Here is an 18542-nt window from a genome sequence, read left to right as displayed (position 1 = left end):
GCAGAATGATCGAGGCAGTCGGCCTGACCAAGCGCTACGGCGCCAAAACGGCCGTGTACGACCTTTCCTTCCGGGTGAGGCCCGGCGTCGTCACCGGCTTCCTGGGGCCCAACGGCTCCGGGAAGTCGACGACGATGCGCATGATCCTCGGGCTCGACCGGCCCTCCGCGGGCCACGTGACGATCGGCGGGCACCCCTTCCGGCAGTTGCCGAACGCGCCCCGCCAGGTGGGCGCGCTCCTCGACGCCAAGGCCGTGCACGGCGGCCGGAGCGCCCGCAACCACCTCCTGTCGCTCGCCCAGCTCGCCGGCATCCCGGCGCGGCGGGTGGACGAGGTCCTCGGCGTGGTCGGCCTCCAGGACGTGGCCAGGCGGCGGTCCAGCGGCTTCTCCCTCGGCATGGGACAGCGGCTCGGCATCGCGGCGGCGCTCCTGGGCGACCCGCAGGTGCTGCTCTTCGACGAGCCCGTCAACGGCCTGGACCCCGAGGGCATCCTCTGGGTGCGGAACCTGATGAAGAAGCTGGCCTCGGAGGGCCGGACGGTCTTCGTCTCCAGCCACCTCATGAGCGAGATGGCGCTGACGGCCGACCACCTGATCGTGATCGGCCGGGGGCAGCTGCTCTCGGACATGAGCGTCAAGGACTTCATCTCGGCGAACTCCGCCGACTTCGCCCGGGTGCGGACCCCGGCGGCCGAACCGGCCCACCGGGACAGGCTGACGGCGGTCCTGACGGAGGCCGGCGGGAAGGTGCTCTCCGAGCCGGACGGGGCGCTGCGGGTCACGGGCCTGCCCCTGTCCAGGATCAGCGACCTGGCGCACGACGCGGACGTACGGCTCTGGGAGCTGTCCCCGCACCAGGCGTCCCTGGAGGAGGCGTACATGCGGATGACGCAGGGCGCCGTGGACTACCGCTCCACCGACGACCGGCTCGCCCACCTCCAGCCGCCGCTCCAGCCCGGACGGCCGGGGTACGGGACGCCGCCGCCGGTGGTCCCGGACGTGCCGCAGCAGGGCTGGTACGCCCCGCCGCCGCCCGGGCAGAACCCGTACGCCGCGGCGCCGGGGGCCCCCGCGCCGGGCGCCCCTCCCCTGCCGGGTCCCCCGCCGACCTCCCAGCCGAGCGACACCACCGAGGACGCCCGATGACCGCCCCCGCGCACCACCCCGCCCCGGCACCGCACTCCTACGTCTCCCCCATCCCGGTCCGCCGGGCGCACCTCGGGGACGCCCTGGCCTCCGAGTGGACGAAGATCCGCTCGGTGCGTTCGACGGTGTGGACGCTCGGCGTCATGATCCTGCTGATGGTGGCCATCGGCCTGGGGGTGGCGGCCCTCGCCTCGACCGCCGAGGCGTCGATGGGCGAGGAGACGGCGCTCGCCTTCGGCTTCTTCGGCATGCTGCCGGCCTCGATCTGCGTGATCACGCTCGGCGTGCTCACGGTCGCCTCCGAGTACGGCACGGGCATGATCCGCACGACCCTGACGGCCTGCCCGAGCCGGGCGCGGGTGCTGACGGCGAAGGCGGTCGTCTTCTTCCTGCTGGTCTTCACGGTCACCGCGGTGGTCGCGTCGCTGGTCTCGCTGGCGCAGGTCGCGATCGTGGACGCGGCGGTGCCGTCGGCCGGGGACTGGCTGCGCGCGACGGTCGGGGCGAGCGCCTACCTGGCCCTGCTCGGCCTGGTGTCGCTGGCGGTCGGCACGATCGTCCGGCACTCGGCGGGCGCGATCACCGTGATGATCGGGGTGCTGCTCCTGCCGCTGGTGGCCGCCATGTTCATGTTCTCCGAGACGCTGAAGTCGGCGCAGGAGTGGCTGCTCACGTACGCCATCCCCTCGCAGATGATCGCGCTGTACAGCGAGGACCCGCCGTTCGGCACGAGCGGTCCGGCGGGCTGGGAGCCGCTGCTGATCATGGCCGGCTGCGCCGCCGCCGCCCTGGGCGGCGCCTACGCCCTGCTGAACAGCCGGGACGTGTGACCCGGTCCGGACGATCCCGGCCTCAGTACCTCGGCGCGTTGCGGGACCGCTGCACCCGGCTGGTGCGGCGGTCCTTCGCGTTCCAGCACGCCTTGTGCCAGTGGCGCCGGTCGTCCACTCCCCCGTACTCCGGCCAGGCGACCACGTGCGGGGCGCCGGACGGGATCTCCTGGTCGCAGCCGGGGCAGCGGTAGCGCTTGCCGGGCGCGGCGGCACCGGCGACGAGCCGGACGTACCACTCCTCGTCCTGCCAGGTCTCGGTGCGCTGCACTCCGCCGTACCGGCCGCCGGGGTCGTCCTGGGACGCGGACTTCTCGCGGCCGCGGGAGCGGTTGTGGCGCGGGGACACGGGCACACCTCACGGGGCTAGGGGGGCGCGTACGGCTCTCATCAGCCTACGGGCCGCGGCGGGGTGCCCCGGGCCCGGTGGGCGGGAGCCCGGCCGAAAATCGCAAGAACTTCATGAACGGCCGTTGCCTCCGGCACGTGTCAGGCGTTGTTGCCGGTGCGGGGGGAGATACGCGTCGGCCGCGAGGAGGCAGAAGGCGATGCGCGTGGGTACGTTCGTTCTGGCCGCACAGTTCCCGGGCCAGGGGCAGGGAGAGGCGCTGCACCGGGCGGTGCGGACCGCCGAGGTCGCCGAGGAGGCGGGGCTCGACTCGGTCTGGCTGGCCGAGCACCACTTCGTACCGTACGGGGTCTGTCCCTCGGCCGTGACGCTGGCCGCCCTGCTCCTGGGCCGCACCCGGCGGCTGCGGGTGGGCACCGCGGTGAGCGTGCTGCCGACCGTCCACCCGGTCGCGCTGGGCGAGCAGGCGGCGCTGCTGCACCTCACCTCGGGCGGCAGGTTCACCCTCGGGGTGGGCCGGGGCGGGCCGTGGGTGGACCTGGAGGTGTTCGGGTCCGGCCTGGAGGCGTACGAGAAGGGCTTTCCCGAATCGCTCGACCTGCTGCTGCGCTGGCTCACCGAGCCGCGCGTGGGCGCCGGGGGCGAGAGGTTCGCCTTCCGCGAGGTGCCGGTGGTGCCCCGGCCCGGCGAGCTGATCGGCGGGGAGGCGGGCCCGGAGGTGGTGGTGGCGTGCACCTCGCCGAAGAGCGTGCGGCTGGCGGCGGAGCGCGGGCTGCCGATGCTCCTGGGGATGCACTGCGGCGACGAGGAGAAGGCCGAGGCGGTCGGGGCCTGGGCGCGCTGGGCCCGGGAGGCCGGGCGGGACCCGGACGAGATCGCGCGGACCGGCTCCCGGCACGTGTCGGCGGGGGTGGCCCAGCTCGCGGACCGGCGCGAGGACGCGGCCGAGGCGCTGGTGAAGGCGATGCCCGGCTGGCTGAGGCAGGGGCTCGACGCGCACGTGACGGTGGACGGCCGGCACCGGACCATGCGGGACCCCGTGGCGTACACGGAGCTGCTGTGCGGTCTGCATCCGGTGGGCACCCCCCGGCTCGCGGCGGACCGGCTCGCGGCGACGGCGGAACGTACGGGCATCACACGCTTCGCCCTGCTCGCGGAGGGCTCGGGCGATCTCGCGGCCACCGAGGAGAACGTCCGGCGCCTCGGTGCGGAGGTCCTGCCGCTCCTGGTCTGAGGGCGCACGGCCCGGCGGCTCCCGGCGAGGAGGTCCCCGGTCGGGCGGCTGCGGGGTCCGCTGCTTCCCCCGGGACCGTGCTGCCGCTCCGGCGTTCCTCCGTACCGGTGCGCGCCGACGCGCACCGGCCACGTTCTCCCACGACGGGGAGCGGCAGCACCGTGTCTCAGCAGTCGCGCAGTTCCGGCGACTGGTTCAGGAGCTGCCCCCGTACGGAGGTGAAACGGGCGAGCCGGTCGTCCACCGCCGGGTCCAGCGGGAAGACCGCCACCCGGTGGCAGTTCTGGAAGGCGAGACGCACCCCGAAGTGCCGCTGCAGGGCGCCACGAATGGCATCGCTCGCGAGGGCTCGCAGCAGCTGACCACGTGCCTGTTCGTTCGGCGGCGGCGTCTGGTTGTCGGCGAACTCTCCGCCGTCGACCTCCAGCTGGGCCACCAGAGAACTGATCATCTCCCACGCGTAGGGCAGGGAGGTCCGGACGCAGTCGACGAAGTCGGCTTCGTCGACCTCGCCTCGCTCGGCCTGTTCCAACAGGGCCGGTGAGACGTCGAGCGACATGGGTTCTCCTCTCGCGACCCCGCGGACGGGGTCTTGCGGGCAGGGGCGAAGGCCGGACCACGCCACGCAGGGTGCACGGACGACGACCTCCAGCTTCCACCGTAAGCGCGCAGTGCGGGCGGCACCAGAAGAGGGAGGACACAACCGGCTGATAACCGACGGGTGTTCGGCTCATCAAGATCGCTTCCCGGTGCCCGCGGCGTCCCCGGCCAGTGCCCGGGCAGCGCCCGTACCGTGCCCGGATCGCGCGGAGGAGCGCCCGTCTTGTAGCGTTGCCGACCATGCGTCTCGTCATCGCCCGTTGCTCCGTGGACTACGCGGGCCGGCTCACGGCCCACCTGCCCTCCGCACCCCGTCTGATCCTGGTCAAGGCAGACGGCAGCGTCTCCGTCCACGCGGACGACCGGGCGTACAAACCGCTCAACTGGATGTCCCCGCCGTGCGTCCTGAAGGAGGGCACCGGCGACGACGCGGGCGTCTGGACCGTGATCAACAAAGCGGGCGAGAAACTGATCATCACGATGGAGGAGATCCTCCACGACTCCTCGCACGAGCTGGGCGTGGACCCGGGGCTCATCAAGGACGGCGTGGAGGCCCACCTCCAGGAACTGCTCGCCGACCGCATCGAGACCCTGGGCCCCGGCCACACCCTGATCCGCCGCGAGTACCCGACCGCGATCGGTCCCGTGGACATCCTGTGCCGGGACGCGGACGGCGCGACGGTCGCGGTGGAGATCAAGCGGCGGGGCGAGATCGACGGCGTCGAGCAGCTGACCCGCTACCTGGAACTGCTCAACCGCGACCCGCACCTGGCACCGGTGCGGGGCGTCTTCGCGGCACAGGAGATCAAGCCGCAGGCGCGGGTCCTCGCGACGGACCGGGGCATCGGCTGCGTGGTCCTCGACTACGACGCGCTGCGCGGCATCGAGGACGACAAGCTGCGCCTGTTCTGAGGCGCGTCCCGGACGGGCCCCCGCGGCACGTTCCGGGCACGGTACGGAGGAAGGGGGCGGCCCCGGACGCGGTGAACGCGTCCGGGGCCGCCCCCTTCGCCGTGTGCCGGGCGGGCGTCAGACGGGCGGCTGCGGGGCGGTGGTGGTGCCGGGGCGGTCGCCGAGGGGGGCGGAGGCGGAGTTGCTGGGGCTGCCCTCTTCGGTGCCGGGCGGGGTGGTCGGCTCGGAGGTGGGCGTCGGGGCGGAGGTCGCCGGGGTCGTGGACGGGCTCGCCGGGGGCTGCGACGACGTCGAGGAGGACGGCTGCGGGGGCGTCCTCGTCGGCCGGCTCGGTCCGCCCGTCGTGGCGGAGGGCGACGAGGACGTCGTGGGCCGCGCCGTCCCGGTCGGGGAGCCGGTCGGCGACGGGCCGCCCGGGGAGTCCGAGGGCGAGGGCGTGCCGGTGCCGGCGCCGGGGCTCGTGGAGGAGGACGGCGAAGGGCCCCCGGAACCGGAGGGGTCCGGGGAGCCGGTGCCGGCGGGACCCTTCGTCCTTCCGGGCTCCCCGGTGCCGTCGTCCGCGGGCGTCTCCCCGGCGTCCGTGCCGTCGTCGTCGCCGTTGCCGCCCTCGGGCGCCGTGCTGTCGGAGGTGACGCGCTGGGGGGCCGGGTGCTCGCCGTCGCCGGAGGCGGCGCCGAGGGTCACGACGGTGCCGAGGACGACGAGGAGGAGCGCGCCCGCGCCGACGGCCGCGAGGTTGCGGCGGGCGCCGTCGAGGAGGCCGGCGGCAAGACCGGGGCGCCGGGGGCTCCCGGCGGGACCGGCGGGACCAGCGGGACCGGTGGGCTTGACGGGTGCCGGAACCGTGTCGGCGAAGCCGGGGAACACGGGGGGCACGGGTCGGTCCGGCGTCCGTACGGGCCCGCCCGGCAGCGGGGCCGTGACCGGCTCGGGCACCGGGCGGGCGGCCGGGATGCCGCGCGGCGGGGAGACGAACTCCTCGGGGCGGAGGGCGGCCGGGGCGGGATGGTCGCCGGAGAGGTCGGCGACGAGGGCGAGGGCCCGGCGGCCCGCGACGGTGCCGCGCTTGTCGGCGAGCGCCCCGCGCATGCCGATGGAGGCTTCCAGTTCGGCACGGGCCCGTTCCAGGTGGCCCGCGCAGATCGCGAGGACGCCGAGTTCGTGGTGGAAGTACGCCTCCTCGGCGACGTCCCCGGTGAGCCGGGCGGCCTGCTGCCCGGCGCGCAGGGTCCGCTCCCAGGCGCCCCAGTGGCGTCCGGCGGCGAAGGCGGGGGCGGCGGCGCGGGCGAGGAGGACGGCGGTGGCCCGGTGCTCGGTACCGGACTCGTCTCCGTTGTCGTTGCCGTTGCCGTTGCCGGAGACGAGGGCGGTCAGGGCGGCGATGACGGCGTCGGACTCGGCGGCGGCCCGCTCGGGGGTGACGGAGGGGTGGGCGGTCCACCAGGCGTAGTGACGGGCGACGGTGTGGGCGCGGTCGGCGGCCCCCTCCGCGTACCCGTGGGCGAGGAGCTGGGTGAGGACCCCGGCGGCGAGCCGGTGGCGGGGGCCGGCCGGGGAGAGCAGTCCGCAGGCCAGGAGTTCGCCGAGGGCCGTGTCGGCGTGGGTGTCGCCGGTCAGGGCGGGCAGGTGGGCCTGGTGCGGGATCTCGCCGCCGAGGGCGACGGCGAAGCGCAGGGCGGTCTGGGCGGAGCGGCTGAGCCGGGAGGCGAGGAGGGCGGCGGGGGCGGCGCCCTCGCCGAGGCTGGGCAGGGGTATCTCGCGCAGTTCGACGTCGGGGTCGGCGGTGCCGTCGAAGGCGGCGGCCGCGGCGGCCGCCGCCGCGTCGGGGTCGGTGGGCCCGAACGCCTCCTCCAGGGCGCCGAAGGCGTCGAACTCGGCGGGGGTGACGCGCAGCCGGTCGCGCTGGCGGAGCAGGGCCCCGGCCTGGACGAAGCGGAGCGGCAGGCCCTCGGACTCGAACCAGAGGTCGCCGGCCCAGTTGGCCTCCTCGTCGGTGAGGGTGCGGCCGACGGCGCTCTCCAGGAGCTTCAGGGCGGCGGCGCGGCCGAGGCCGGCGAGCAGGACCTCTTCGAGGAGGGTGCCGGGCGAGGGGGTGGGCGTCCCGGGTTCCGCGGCGAGGAGGAAGGCGCACTCGGGGGCGGCGGCGAGGAACTCGTCCAGGGCGGCGCCGCCGAACTCCAGGTCGTCCACGACGACCACGGCGCCGACGTCACGGAGCCCGTCGAGGAGTTCGGCGCGGTCGGGCCGCCTGCCCGGAGCGTGCCGTACGGCGGCGAAGAGCTCGTGGAGGAGGTCGGCGGGGGCGCGGTGACGGCCGGAGAGGCGGACGACGCCGTCGGGGGCGAGGTCCGCGCAGTCGGCGGCGACCGCGTCGAGGAGCGTGGTGCGGCCGGACCCGGGGACGCCGAGGAGCCGGGCGGAGCGGCCGCGTCCGAGGATCGCGGCGAGCCGTTCGCGCTCCTCCTCGCGTTCGAGGAGCGGCAGGGTGGGGGCCACCGGTCCGGGCGGGACGGGCGGGGCGGCGGCACGGGCGGCCTCGGCGCGCTCCTCGGGGGTGCGGGGGCGGGGGGCCTCGGGTTCCCGGCCGGGCGGGCAGGCTTCGATCTCGCTGCCGTCGACGGGGTTGACGGTGAGGAGGAGGCCGCCGGTGACGAGCCGGACGACACGGGCACGCGCGGGTGCGGGAGCGGGTGTGCCACGGCCCTGGCGGGCTTCCTCGCCCTCGGTGTCGTGACCGTACTCCTCCGACCCACGGTTGATCGGGTCCATGGTCCTAGCCCCCAAGAAGCGGTGTGCGGGGCCCGCCGGGTGGGTTTCCGTCGATGGGCGGGCCGACCGAACCCTAGACCGTGGCGGGACGGCCGGGAACAGGCGGGGTCCTCCCGAGACCAAGACGTCACGGTCTTGTGAGGATTGCGCGTGACGCCCGGTACGCGCGGTCGCTCCCGGGGCCGGGGAGCGGGACGGGTCCCGGCGGGGATCCGGGCCGCCGTCCGGTGCGACCCGACCGCGGGCGGACGGGCCTCGGACCCGGGGGCGGGTGCCGGGCCCGGGGGCGGGTGCCGGACCCAGGGGCGGGTGCCGGTCCCAGGGGCGGGCGGGCCTCAGACCCGGGGGCGGGCGGGCCTCAGACCCGGGGCAGGGACTCCAGGGCGAGGCCGCCCTCGATGGCGAGGATGCGGTGCAGCCTGGTGGCGACGAGGAGGCGCTGCATCTGGGGCGGCACCCCGCGCAGGACCAGACGCCGGCCGCACCGGCCGGCCCTCCGGTGGGCTCCCATGATCACGCCGAGTCCGGTGGCGTCCCAGGAGTCCAGGCCGGTCAGATCGAGCACCAGGTCGCCGACTCCGTCGTCGACGGCCGAGTGCAGGACCGTACGGGCGTCCGCCGCGCTGCGGACGTCGAGGCGGCCCCCGACGACCAGCTCGACATGATCGCCCCTGATGTGCATATGCGCTCCCCGAGAGTGCTCCGTCTTCGCAACAACTGACTGCCGCACCGGCAGAAGCGTTGCGCCTTGTCAGCGAACAGCCGTCGAAATTCACCCCGTGGAGTGAGGGCGGGGTGGGCGGCCGGGCTCAGTACGTGTAGAAGCCCTGCCCGCTCTTGCGGCCGATGTCACCCGCGTCCACCATTCGGCGCATCAGCTCCGGCGGGGCGAACTTCTCGTCCTGGGACTCGGTGTAGATGTTCTGGGCGGCGTTCACCAGGATGTCGATGCCGGTGAGGTCGGCGGTGGCGAGCGGGCCCATGGCGTGGCCGAAGCCGAGCTTGCAGGCGATGTCGATGTCCTCGGCGGTGGCGACGCCCGACTCCTGGAGCTTGGCGGCCTCGACGACGAGGGCGGCGATGAGCCGGGTGGTGACGAAGCCGGCCACGTCGCGGTTGACGACGATGCAGGTCTTGCCGACGGACTCGGCGAACGCGCGGGCGGCGGCGAGGGTGGCGTCGCTGGTCTTGTAGCCGCGCACCAGCTCGCAGAGCTGCATCATCGGGACCGGGGAGAAGAAGTGGGTGCCGACGACGGCCTCGGGGCGCTCCGTCACCGCGGCGATCTTGGTGATCGGGATCGCGGAGGTGTTGGAGGCGAGGACGGCGCCGTCCTTGGCGACCTTGTCGAGCGAGCGGAAGATCTCGTGCTTGACGTCGAGGTTCTCGAAGACGGCCTCCACGATCACGTCGGCGTCCGCGACGGCGTCGAGTTCGGTGGTGGCGGTGATCCGCCCGAGCGCGGCCCCGGCGTCGGCCGCGTCCAGCTTGCCCTTGGCGACGAAGCGGTCGTACGACGCCTTGATGCCGTCGGTGCCGCGGGTCAGGGCGGCGTCGGTGACGTCGCGCAGGACGACGTCCCAGCCCGCCTGTGCCGAAACCTGTGCGATGCCGGACCCCATGAGTCCGGCCCCGATGACGGCGAGCTTCCTGCCCACGATGTTCCACCCCTCCACGCCTGTTCACTTCTGGCTCTCCGGCGGAGATTAGCGGTCGGGGAGCGCCATGTGACCGCTAAGTAACGCGCGTCACGCCCTCTTTGACGGACGTCACACCCACGACGGGCGGCGGGTGCGTCCGTTCGGGTCCGTACGGGGCGTGCCGGGGTCCTCCCGCCCGGGGCGGGGCCCGCGCGGGACGGCGGCGGTGGCGCGCCCGGCGGAGGAGGGCCGGACAGGCCCTACGCTGGCGCCATGGTCAATCTGACGCGCATCTACACCCGTACCGGCGACAAGGGCACCACCGCCCTGGGCGACATGAGCCGGACCGCCAAGACGGATCTGCGGATCTCGGCCTACGCCGACGCCAACGAGGCCAACGCCGTCATCGGCACGGCGATCGCCCTGGGGCAGCTGGACGAGGAGGTCGTGAAGGTCCTCGTCCGCGTCCAGAACGACCTCTTCGACGTGGGCGCGGACCTCTCCACCCCGGTCGTGGAGGACCCGGAGTACCCGCCGCTGCGGGTGGAGCAGGCGTACGTCGACCGGCTGGAGGCGGACTGCGACCGCTTCCTGGAGGAGCTGGAGAAGCTGCGCTCCTTCATCCTGCCGGGCGGCACGCCCGGGGCGGCGCTGCTGCACCAGGCGTGCACGGTGGTCCGGCGGGCGGAGCGTTCGACGTGGGCGGCCCTGGAGGTGCACGGCGAGACGATGAACGCCCTGACCGCCACGTACCTGAACCGCCTGTCGGACCTGCTCTTCATCCTCGCCCGGACCGCGAACAAGGCGGTCGGGGACGTGCTCTGGGTGCCGGGAGGGGAGCGCTGAGCACGTCCTGAGGGGCCCCGGGCGCCCTACGGGGTCTTCCGCAGGGGGTTCTCGGGCCTCTCCTCCCGGCTCCCCTCCGGCGTCTCCTCCCGACTCCCCTCCGGCGCCTTCTCCCGGCTCCCCTCCGGTGCCTCCTCCGGCGGCGCCTTCTTCGGCCAGATCGCGTAGCTGAGCGCGATCAGGCCGTGGACGCCGGCCGCCCGCCAGGCGAAGGACATCCAGTCGCGCAGGCCGTCGGTGTTCCCCCGGTCCCCGACGTACAGGGCCGCCAGGAGCAGCAGGCCCGAGGCGACGGCGGCGGCGATCACCGAACCGAGCCAGACCGCCCCCTCGTGGCGGGCGCGCGCCATGCCGTACCTCGGCGGCCCCACCGGCGGCGGGGCGCCGCCGAGGCGGTGGGCGGCGTGGCCGTCGAGCCACTTCACGGTGCGGTGGCCGTGGCCGACGGTGTAGCCGATGTAGAGGGCGGCGAGGCCGTGGGTCCAGTCGGGGGAGGCGCCGTTCCCGAGGTCGATCGCGGTGACGACGAGGAGCAGGACCTCCAGGAGCGGTTCGCACAGCAGCAGCGCCAGGCCCGTCCTGGGCATCTTCAGCGGATAGCGGGCGGCGAGGCCGGCGGCCAGCAGGACCCAGAAGCCGACCTCGCAGACGACGACCAGCGTGACGATCACGGGGGTTCCCCTTTCCGTTCCCCTCCAGCCTCCCGTGGGGCCCGGTGCGGCACGTCGTCGCCGGTGAGGAATCGCGTCTACATCGTTCGGCGGAGGACGGATCGGCCGGGACGAGGAGGCCGGCGCGCGCGGGGGCGTGTTGGATGAACGCGTGACGCTCCCCCGCCCGGTGAGGCCCTCCCGTCCGGTGTTCCGCCTCCCCCGCCCGCACCGCGTCGACCTGCTGATCGCCGCCGCCGGCCTGGCCGGCGGCCTGGTCCTGTGGTCGTTCGGGCTGTTCGTGACGGGGGACCACGTCATCGGGCAGCGCTGGGCGACGCTGATCCCGCTGACCGTGATGGCCGCGACGGAGGCGCTGCGCCGCGCCGCCCCGCTGACCGCCCTGCTCGTCGGCGCCCTGGCGATCGCCGGGGACCAGCTCACCAACGGCAACCTCGCCACGGTGCTGATGTTCACGGACGTCGTCTACGCCTCGGTGGTGTACGGCACGTCCGCCCTGGCCCGGCGCGTCCCGTACGCCACCGGCCTCCTCACCGTCGCGGTCACGGTGGTGTTCCTCGTCCGGTGGCAGAACGCCGTCGCGCTGCTCGTGGGCGTGCTCACCGGCATGGTCTCCTTCCTGCCCGCCGTGACGGGCGCGATCGTGCGCAACCACCGGGACGCGGCGGAGGCGGCCCGGCTGCGCGCGGAACAGACGGCGCTCCTCGCCGAGATGGACCGGACGCAGGCGGTGGTGGCCGAGCGGGCCCGGATGGCGCGGGAGCTGCACGACGTGGTCGCGAACCACCTGTCGGCGATCGCGATCCACGCGACGGCCGCGCTCTCGCTGGACGATCCGGGGACGACCCGGCGGTCGCTCGCGGTCATCCGGGAGAACGGCGTGGCGGGCCTGGCGGAGATGCGGCGGCTGATCGGCATCCTGCGGGACAGCGGGGCGGACGCGGGGCCGGTCGCCGTGCCCCGCCTCGCCGGGCTCGACGCGCTGATCGCCCAGGCGCGGGCGAACGGCGGTCCGGGCGGGCTCGTCTTCGTCCTGGACGACGCCCGGGAGACGGTGGGCGGGCTGCCGGCGCCGGTGGAGCTGGCCGCGTACCGGATCGTGCAGGAATCCCTGACGAACGCGGTGAAGCACGCCGCCCCGGGCGAGGTGAGGGTCGTCCTCGGGAGCCCGGCGGGCGCACTCTCCGTCTCCGTCACCAGTCCGTACGGGGAGCGACCCGGCCCGACCGCGCCCGGCTCGGGCGCCGGTCTGGTGGGGATGCGGGAGCGGGCGGCGCTGCTCGGCGGGGTCTTCGAGGCGGGCCCGGTGACGGAGGGCGGAGGACGGAGACTGTGGCGGGTGCGGGCGGAGCTGCCCGTGGACGCGAGCGACGAGGAGCGGACGTGACGGTGCGGGTGGTGGTCGCCGAGGACCAGAGCGCGGTGCGGGCGGGTCTGGTGCTGATCCTCGGCAGCGCGCCGGACATCGAGGTGGTCGGGGAGGCGGCCGACGGGGAGCGGGCGGTGGAGCTGGCGCGCGAGCTGCGTCCGGACCTGGTCCTGATGGACGTGCAGATGCCCCGGATGGACGGGGTGACGGCGACCGGGATCGTGGTGGCGGAGGGGCTGGCGGACGTGCTCGTCCTGACCACCTTCGACCTCGACGCCCATGTCTTCGGGGCGCTGCGGGCGGGCGCGGCGGGCTTCCTCCTGAAGGACGCGGACGCCCGGGAGCTGATCGGGGCGGTACGGACGGTGGCGCGCGGCGAGGGGCTGATCGCCCCGGCGGTGACCCGGCGGCTCATCGCCGAGTTCGCCGCGTCCGGCCGGCCCTCCCCGTCGGAGCGGGGGACGGACCCCGCCGTCCTGGACGCGCTGACGCCCCGGGAGCGGGAGGTGCTCTCGGCGCTCGGCCGGGGGCTGTCGAACGCGGAGGTCGCGGTGCGGCTCGGCATGGCGGAGGCGACGGTGAAGACGCACGTCAGCAAGGTGCTGGGGAAGCTGGGGGTGCGGAGCCGGGCCCAGGCGGCGGTTCTGGCGCGGGAGTTGGGCGTGTGACGGGAGCGCCCCGACGTTGGTCCAGACCTCTTGACGATTGGTCCAGACCTTCCTACGCTCGCGGGGCGCGCGCATCTCCACGGACCACCCCCACCCCCCGTCCGCACCTTGAGGAGCACCGTTGAGCACTCAAGCACCGTCGCGCAGATCAGGATTCAGGCACCGGACCGCCGCCGGCCTGACCGCCCTGATCCTGCCGCTGGCCGCCATGGTCGGCCTCGCCTCCCCCGCCGAAGCGGCCACCTCGGTGACCGCCACCTACACCAAGACCCAGGACTGGGGCTCCGGCTTCGGAGCCAGCTGGACCATCAAGAACACCGGCACCACCACCATCAACTCCTGGACCGTCGAGTGGGACTACCCCGCCGGCACCTCCGTCACCTCCGCGTGGGACGCCACGGTGACCAGCTCCGGGAACCACTGGACCGCCAAGAACGTCGGCTGGAACGGCACCCTCGCCCCCGGCGCCTCCCTCTCCTTCGGCTACAACGGCGCCGGCTCCGGTGCCCCCGCCGGCTGCAAGATCAACGGGGCCGCCTGCGACGGCTCCACCCAGCCGGAGCCCGGCGACAAGGCGCCCTCCGCCCCCGGCACCCCGGTCGCCTCGAACGTCACCGACACCTCGGTGAAGCTCACCTGGACCGCGGCCACCGACGACAAGGGCGTCAAGAACTACGACGTGCTGCGCGACGGCGCGAAGGTCACCACCACCACGGGCCTGACCTACACGGACACCGGCCTCACCGCCGGCACCGACTACAGCTACACGGTCGTCGCCCGCGACACCATCGACCAGACCGGCCCGGCCGCCGGCCCGGTCGCCGTCCGCACCACCGGCGGCGGCGGGCCCAACCCGCCCCCGAAGGCCGTGAAGATGGGCTACTTCACCAACTGGGGCGTCTACGGGCGCAACTACCACGTGAAGAACATCGTGACCTCGGGCTCCGCGTCCAAGATCACCCACATCAACTACGCCTTCGGCAACGTCCAGGGCGGCAAGTGCACCATCGGCGACGCCTACGCCGACTACGACAAGGCGTACACCGCCGACCAGTCCGTCGACGGCGTCGCCGACACCTGGGACCAGCCGCTGCGCGGCAATTTCAACCAGCTCCGCAAGCTGAAGAAGGCGTACCCGAACATCAAGGTCCTGTGGTCCTTCGGCGGCTGGACCTGGTCCGGCGGCTTCGGCCAGGCCGTGCAGAACCCGGCCGCGTTCGCCCAGTCCTGCTACGACCTGGTCGAGGACCCGCGCTGGGCCGACGTCTTCGACGGCATCGACCTGGACTGGGAGTACCCCAACGCCTGCGGTCTGACCTGTGACACCAGCGGCCCGGCCTCCTTCAAGAACATGATGCAGGCCATGCGCGCCAAGTTCGGCCCGAACAACCTGGTCACCGCGGCCGTCACGGCCGACGCCTCCTCCGGCGGCAAGATCGACGCCGCGGACTACGGCGGCGCCGCGCCGTACTACGACTGGCTCAACGTGATGACGTACGACTTCTTCGGCGCCTGGGCGGCCAAGGGCCCGACGGCCCCGCACTCCCCGCTCACCGCCTACGACGGCATCCCGCAGGCGGGCTTCAACACCGCCGAGGCGATCGCCAAGTTCAAGGCGAAGGGCGTCCCGGCCAACAAGCTGCTCGTCGGCATCGGCTTCTACGGACGCGGCTGGACCGGCGTCACCCAGTCCGCCCCGGGCGGCACGGCGACGGGCGCGGCACCCGGCACGTACGAGGCGGGCATCGAGGACTACAAGGTCCTGAAGAACTCCTGCCCGGCCACCGGCACGATCGCCGGCACGGCGTACGCCCACTGCGGCACCAACTGGTGGAGCTACGACACCCCGGCCACGGTCACGTCCAAGATGGGCTGGGCGAAGAACCAGGGCCTGGGCGGCGCGTTCTTCTGGGAGTTCAGCGGTGACACCACCAACGGCGAGCTGGTCGGCGCGATCAACAGCGGCCTGAGCTAGCCCGTACGGCACGAAGGAGCGGGGGACGGCGCAGCACGCCGTCCCCCGCTCCCGTCGTGCGCGGAGACCGTCCTACGCGACGTTGACCCTCTGCCCGGGAGGCGCCGCCTCCAGCCAGGCCATGAAGCCCGTCCGGGCGTCCTCGCTCATCGCGAGCTCCAGGCGGACGCCCTCGTACATACAGGGCTGGATCACCGCGTCCGAGAGCAGCGCCAGCTCCTCCTCGCCCTCCGGCGTCCGGCGCTCCAGGGCCACGATGGAGGAGCGCTCCAGGACCCGGCGCGGCCGGGGCGCGTAGGAGAAGACGCGGAACCAGGCGATCTCGTCGCCGCTGTAGCGGGCGACGCCGTACACCCAGCCCTTGCCGGCCGGGTCCGGTTCGTCGGGGACGTTCCAGCGCAGGGAGCAGTCGAAGGTGCCCCCGGCCCGCTGGATCAGTCTCCGGCGCAACCCGAAGACGAAGAGCCCGATCACCACCAGTGCGACGACCAGGCCGCACACGAGCAGAGCGAGGAACATCTTCACCGACCTCCTCGCTGCGTCCCGTAGCCGGACCGGCCGGCAGAACCGAATACCACCTGCATCTGCATCGCCTCAGCCGCGGCACGGTCTGGAGAATTCCAGCCGTGCCGCGGCTGAGGGCACTACTTCCGCGCGGACCGTCAGCGGACCGCTACCGCGCGCAGCCGGACCTCGGCGCGCCGCTCGGCGGCGGCGTCGGAGTCCGTCTTGGCACGCTCGAGGGCGCGCTCGGCGCGCTGGGCGTCGATCTCGTCCGCCAGCTCGCAGACCTCCGCGAGCAGGGACAGCTTGTCGTCGGCGAAGGAGATGAATCCGCCGTGGACGGCGGCGACGACGGTCTCGCCCTCGCTCGTACGGATGGTCACCGGGCCCGACTCCAGCACACCGAGCAGCGGCTGGTGGCCGGGCATGACGCCGATGTCGCCGGAGGTGGTACGCGCGATGACCAGGGTGGCCTCGCCGGACCAGACACTCCGGTCCGCGGCGACCAGCTCGACGTGCAGCTCAGCGGCCAAGGGTGGCTCCTCGGGTCAGCACCCGGCGGTCGTGCCGGGTGTTGGGATCAATTCTAGGGGGCGTGGAGAGGGGGCGGGACGGGTCCCGCCCCCTCCGAGGCGAGCACGGGGCTCAGGAGACGCCGAGCTCCTTGGCGTTCTTCTTGAGGTCCTCGAGACCACCACACATGAAGAAGGCCTGCTCCGGGAAGTGGTCGTACTCACCGTCGCAGATCGCGTTGAACGCGGCGATCGACTCGTCGAGCGGAACGTCCGAACCGTCCACACCGGTGAACTGCTTCGCCGCGTGGGTGTTCTGGGACAGGAAGCGCTCGACACGCCGGGCACGGTGGACGACGAGCTTGTCCTCCTCGCTCAGCTCGTCGATACCGAGGATCGCGATGATGTCCTGGAGGTCCTTGTACTTCTGCAGGATTCCCTTGACGCGCGTGGCGGCGTCGTAGTGGTCCTGCGCGATGTAGCGCGGGTCCAGGATCCGGGACGTGGAGTCCAGCGGGTCCACGGCCGGGTAGATGCCCTTCTCGGAGATCGGACGGGAGAGAACCGTCGTCGCGTCGAGGTGGGCGAAGGTGGTCGCCGGCGCCGGGTCGGTGAGGTCGTCGGCGGGGACGTAGATCGCCTGCATCGAGGTGATCGAGTGACCACGGGTCGAGGTGATGCGCTCCTGGAGGAGACCCATCTCGTCGGCCAGGTTCGGCTGGTAGCCCACCGCGGAGGGCATGCGGCCGAGCAGGGTCGACACCTCGGAACCGGCCTGGGTGAAGCGGAAGATGTTGTCGATGAAGAACAGCACGTCCTGCTTCTGCACATCGCGGAAGTACTCCGCCATGGTCAGACCGGCGAGGGCCACGCGCAGACGGGTGCCCGGGGGCTCGTCCATCTGGCCGAAGACCAGCGCGGTCTTGTCGAGAACGCCGGCCTCCTCCATCTCCACCATGAGGTCGTTGCCCTCACGGGTGCGCTCGCCGACGCCCGCGAAGACCGACACGCCGTCGTGCAGCTTGGCCACACGGACGATCATCTCCTGGATCAGAACGGTCTTGCCGACACCGGCACCACCGAACAGACCGATCTTTCCACCCTTGACGTACGGGGTGAGGAGGTCGACGACCTTCAGGCCGGTCTCGAACATCTCGGTCTTGGACTCGAGCTGGTCGAAGGCCGGGGCCTTGCGGTGGATCGTCCAGCGCGGCGCGTCGGCCACGGTGGACTCGTCGGCGTTCAGCACCTGGCCGAGCGTGTTGAACACGCGGCCCTTGGTGGCGTCGCCGACCGGGACGGTGATGCCCGTGCCCGTGTCGGTCACCGGGGCCTGGCGGACCAGGCCGTCGGTGGGCTGCATGGAGATGGTGCGGACGACGCCGTCGCCGAGGTGCTGGGCGACCTCGAGGGTCAGCGTCTTGGTCGCGCCCGCCTCGGCCGGGTCCGGAACCTGGACGTGCAGCGCGTTGTAGATCTCCGGCATCGCGTCGACGGGGAACTCCACGTCGACGACCGGGCCGATGACCCGGGCGACGCGGCCCGTGGCGGCCGTCACGGCATTCTCAGTAGTCGTCGTCACTTACTTGTCACTCCCCGCGGTCGCGTCGGCCAGGGCTGCCGAGCCGCCGACGATCTCGCTGATTTCCTGGGTGATTTCGGCCTGGCGGGCCGCGTTGGCAAGTCGGGAGAGGTTGTTGATCAAGTCTCCCGCGTTGTCGGTCGCCGACTTCATCGCGCGGCGCGTGGCGGCGTGCTTGGAGGCGGCCGACTGGAGCAGCGCGTTGTAGATCCGGCTCTCGACGTACCGGGGCAGCAGGGCGTCGAGGACGTCCTCCGCCGACGGCTCGAAGTCGTACAGCGGGCGGAGCGTGTCCGGCTCGCCCGCCTCCTTCGCCACCTCGTCGAGGCTGAGGGGCAGCAGCCGGGCCTCGACCGCCGTCTGCGTCATCATCGAGACGAACTCGGTGTAGACGATGTGGAGTTCGTCCACGCCGCCCTCCGCCGTGTCCTTCTCGATCGCCTCGATCAGCGGAGCCGCGACCGTCTTGGCGTCGCCGTACGTCGGCTGGTCCGTGAACCCGGTCCACGTGCCGGCCAGCTTCCGCTCACGGAAGTTGTAGTGCGCGATGCCGCGACGGCCGACGACGTAGACGACGACCTCGCGGCCCTCGCCCTCCAGCTTCGCCGTCAGCTTCTCCGCCGCCTTGATGGCGTTGGAGTTGAAGGCACCGGCCAGACCGCGGTCGCTCGACAGGAGCAGGACCGCGGCACGGACCGGGTTCTCCGCCTCGGTGGTCAGCGGGTGCTTGTCATTGGCACCCGTGGCCACCGCGGTGACCGCGCGCGTCAGCTCGGTCGCGTACGGAGTCGACGCCTGCACCTTGCGCTGCGCCTTGACGACACGCGAGGCGGCGATCATCTCCATCGCCTTGGTGATCTTCTTCGTCGCGGTGACGGATTTGATGCGACGCTTGTAGACCCGGAGCTGCGCTCCCATGAGTCAGGTCCCTTC

At 73.2% G+C, this 18542-nt stretch carries 18 protein-coding genes; 8 read left to right on the top strand and 10 right to left on the bottom strand.

Annotated features, from left to right (window positions below; all coding sequences use genetic code 11):
- The first annotated feature begins 5 nt into the window (after positions 1–5).
- Both ACZ6AQ_RS15445 and ACZ6AQ_RS15440 read left to right on the top strand, forming a co-directional pair.
- A complete protein-coding gene (locus ACZ6AQ_RS15445; protein ID WP_468760261.1) occupies positions 6–1148 on the top strand; it encodes an ATP-binding cassette domain-containing protein in 1143 nt (380 codons plus the stop codon).
- Positions 1145–1978, top strand: coding sequence for an ABC transporter permease (locus ACZ6AQ_RS15440; protein ID WP_468760260.1), 834 nt, complete (start codon positions 1145–1147; stop codon positions 1976–1978). The genes ACZ6AQ_RS15445 and ACZ6AQ_RS15440 overlap by 4 nt, the downstream gene beginning before the upstream one ends.
- A 22-nt stretch (positions 1979–2000) precedes the next feature.
- On the opposite strand, the gene ACZ6AQ_RS15435 is transcribed toward ACZ6AQ_RS15440, so the two are convergent.
- A complete protein-coding gene (locus tag ACZ6AQ_RS15435; protein WP_388689005.1) occupies positions 2001–2327 on the bottom strand; it encodes an ATP/GTP-binding protein in 327 nt (108 codons plus the stop codon).
- Positions 2328–2526: 199 nt separating this feature from the next.
- Between ACZ6AQ_RS15435 and ACZ6AQ_RS15430 the strand changes: the two genes are divergently transcribed.
- Positions 2527–3561: an LLM class flavin-dependent oxidoreductase gene (locus ACZ6AQ_RS15430; RefSeq protein WP_468760259.1), complete on the top strand. Its 1035-nt coding sequence runs from the start codon at positions 2527–2529 to the stop codon at positions 3559–3561.
- A gap of 166 nt (positions 3562–3727) precedes the next feature.
- Here the strand turns inward: ACZ6AQ_RS15430 and ACZ6AQ_RS15425 are convergent, their stop codons facing one another.
- Complete coding sequence (locus ACZ6AQ_RS15425) at positions 3728–4120, bottom strand: SCO5389 family protein (RefSeq protein WP_388689001.1); 393 nt, start codon at positions 4118–4120, stop codon at positions 3728–3730.
- Between the two features lie 281 nt (positions 4121–4401).
- Here ACZ6AQ_RS15425 and nucS point away from each other — a divergent pair, with 281 nt between their 5' ends.
- A complete protein-coding gene (nucS, locus tag ACZ6AQ_RS15420; RefSeq protein ID WP_468760258.1) occupies positions 4402–5073 on the top strand; it encodes an endonuclease NucS in 672 nt (223 codons plus the stop codon).
- A 117-nt stretch (positions 5074–5190) separates the two neighbouring features.
- Here nucS and ACZ6AQ_RS15415 read toward each other — a convergent pair whose 3' ends face one another.
- The 3 genes from ACZ6AQ_RS15415 to ACZ6AQ_RS15405 form a co-directional block, all read right to left on the bottom strand.
- The gene (locus tag ACZ6AQ_RS15415; protein ID WP_468760257.1) at positions 5191–7842 is read right to left on the bottom strand and encodes an ATP-binding protein; all 2652 of its coding nucleotides are present in this window, start codon (positions 7840–7842) and stop codon (positions 5191–5193) included.
- Between the two features lie 358 nt (positions 7843–8200).
- Positions 8201–8524, bottom strand: a complete 324-nt coding sequence (locus ACZ6AQ_RS15410) for an STAS domain-containing protein (protein WP_030210572.1) — start codon at positions 8522–8524, stop codon at positions 8201–8203.
- Positions 8525–8651: 127 nt separating this feature from the next.
- Positions 8652–9500, bottom strand: coding sequence for a 3-hydroxyacyl-CoA dehydrogenase family protein (locus tag ACZ6AQ_RS15405; protein ID WP_388689361.1), 849 nt, complete (start codon positions 9498–9500; stop codon positions 8652–8654).
- A gap of 255 nt (positions 9501–9755) precedes the next feature.
- Here ACZ6AQ_RS15405 and ACZ6AQ_RS15400 point away from each other — a divergent pair, with 255 nt between their 5' ends.
- Positions 9756–10328, top strand: a complete 573-nt coding sequence (locus ACZ6AQ_RS15400) for a cob(I)yrinic acid a,c-diamide adenosyltransferase (protein ID WP_388688996.1) — start codon at positions 9756–9758, stop codon at positions 10326–10328.
- A 26-nt stretch (positions 10329–10354) separates the two neighbouring features.
- Here ACZ6AQ_RS15400 and ACZ6AQ_RS15395 read toward each other — a convergent pair whose 3' ends face one another.
- Complete coding sequence (locus tag ACZ6AQ_RS15395; protein ID WP_468760256.1) at positions 10355–10999, bottom strand: hypothetical protein; 645 nt, start codon at positions 10997–10999, stop codon at positions 10355–10357.
- A 151-nt stretch (positions 11000–11150) separates the two neighbouring features.
- Between ACZ6AQ_RS15395 and ACZ6AQ_RS15390 the strand changes: the two genes are divergently transcribed.
- The 3 genes from ACZ6AQ_RS15390 (at position 11151) to ACZ6AQ_RS15380 (ending at position 15011) form a co-directional block, all read left to right on the top strand.
- Positions 11151–12386: a sensor histidine kinase gene (locus ACZ6AQ_RS15390; RefSeq protein ID WP_468760255.1), complete on the top strand. Its 1236-nt coding sequence runs from the start codon at positions 11151–11153 to the stop codon at positions 12384–12386.
- Positions 12383–13036 carry a response regulator gene (locus ACZ6AQ_RS15385; protein WP_388688992.1) on the top strand — a complete coding sequence of 218 codons (654 nt, stop codon included), beginning with the start codon at positions 12383–12385 and terminating at the stop codon, positions 13034–13036. Before ACZ6AQ_RS15390 ends, ACZ6AQ_RS15385 begins: the two co-directional genes overlap by 4 nt.
- A gap of 121 nt (positions 13037–13157) precedes the next feature.
- Entirely contained in the window at positions 13158–15011 is a 1854-nt protein-coding gene (locus tag ACZ6AQ_RS15380) for a glycosyl hydrolase family 18 protein (protein ID WP_468760254.1), read from the top strand.
- Between the two features lie 72 nt (positions 15012–15083).
- Here ACZ6AQ_RS15380 and ACZ6AQ_RS15375 read toward each other — a convergent pair whose 3' ends face one another.
- From ACZ6AQ_RS15375 to ACZ6AQ_RS15360, 4 genes are all read right to left on the bottom strand, one after another.
- On the bottom strand, positions 15084–15530 hold the full coding sequence (locus ACZ6AQ_RS15375) for a DUF2550 domain-containing protein (RefSeq protein WP_388688989.1): 447 nt from the start codon (positions 15528–15530) through the stop codon (positions 15084–15086).
- Between the two features lie 143 nt (positions 15531–15673).
- Positions 15674–16048: a F0F1 ATP synthase subunit epsilon gene (locus ACZ6AQ_RS15370; RefSeq protein ID WP_388688987.1), complete on the bottom strand. Its 375-nt coding sequence runs from the start codon at positions 16046–16048 to the stop codon at positions 15674–15676.
- Positions 16049–16160: 112 nt separating this feature from the next.
- On the bottom strand, positions 16161–17609 hold the full coding sequence (gene atpD, locus ACZ6AQ_RS15365; RefSeq protein ID WP_468760253.1) for a F0F1 ATP synthase subunit beta: 1449 nt from the start codon (positions 17607–17609) through the stop codon (positions 16161–16163).
- Positions 17610–18527, bottom strand: a complete 918-nt coding sequence (locus tag ACZ6AQ_RS15360) for a F0F1 ATP synthase subunit gamma (RefSeq protein WP_388688984.1) — start codon at positions 18525–18527, stop codon at positions 17610–17612.
- Positions 18528–18542 lie beyond the last annotated feature (15 nt).

It is taken from the genome of Streptomyces sp. NPDC041191 (genome assembly GCF_055591945.1).
The sequence above is the reverse complement of the archived record's forward strand: the minus strand, read 5'-3'. Positions and strand labels throughout refer to the sequence as shown.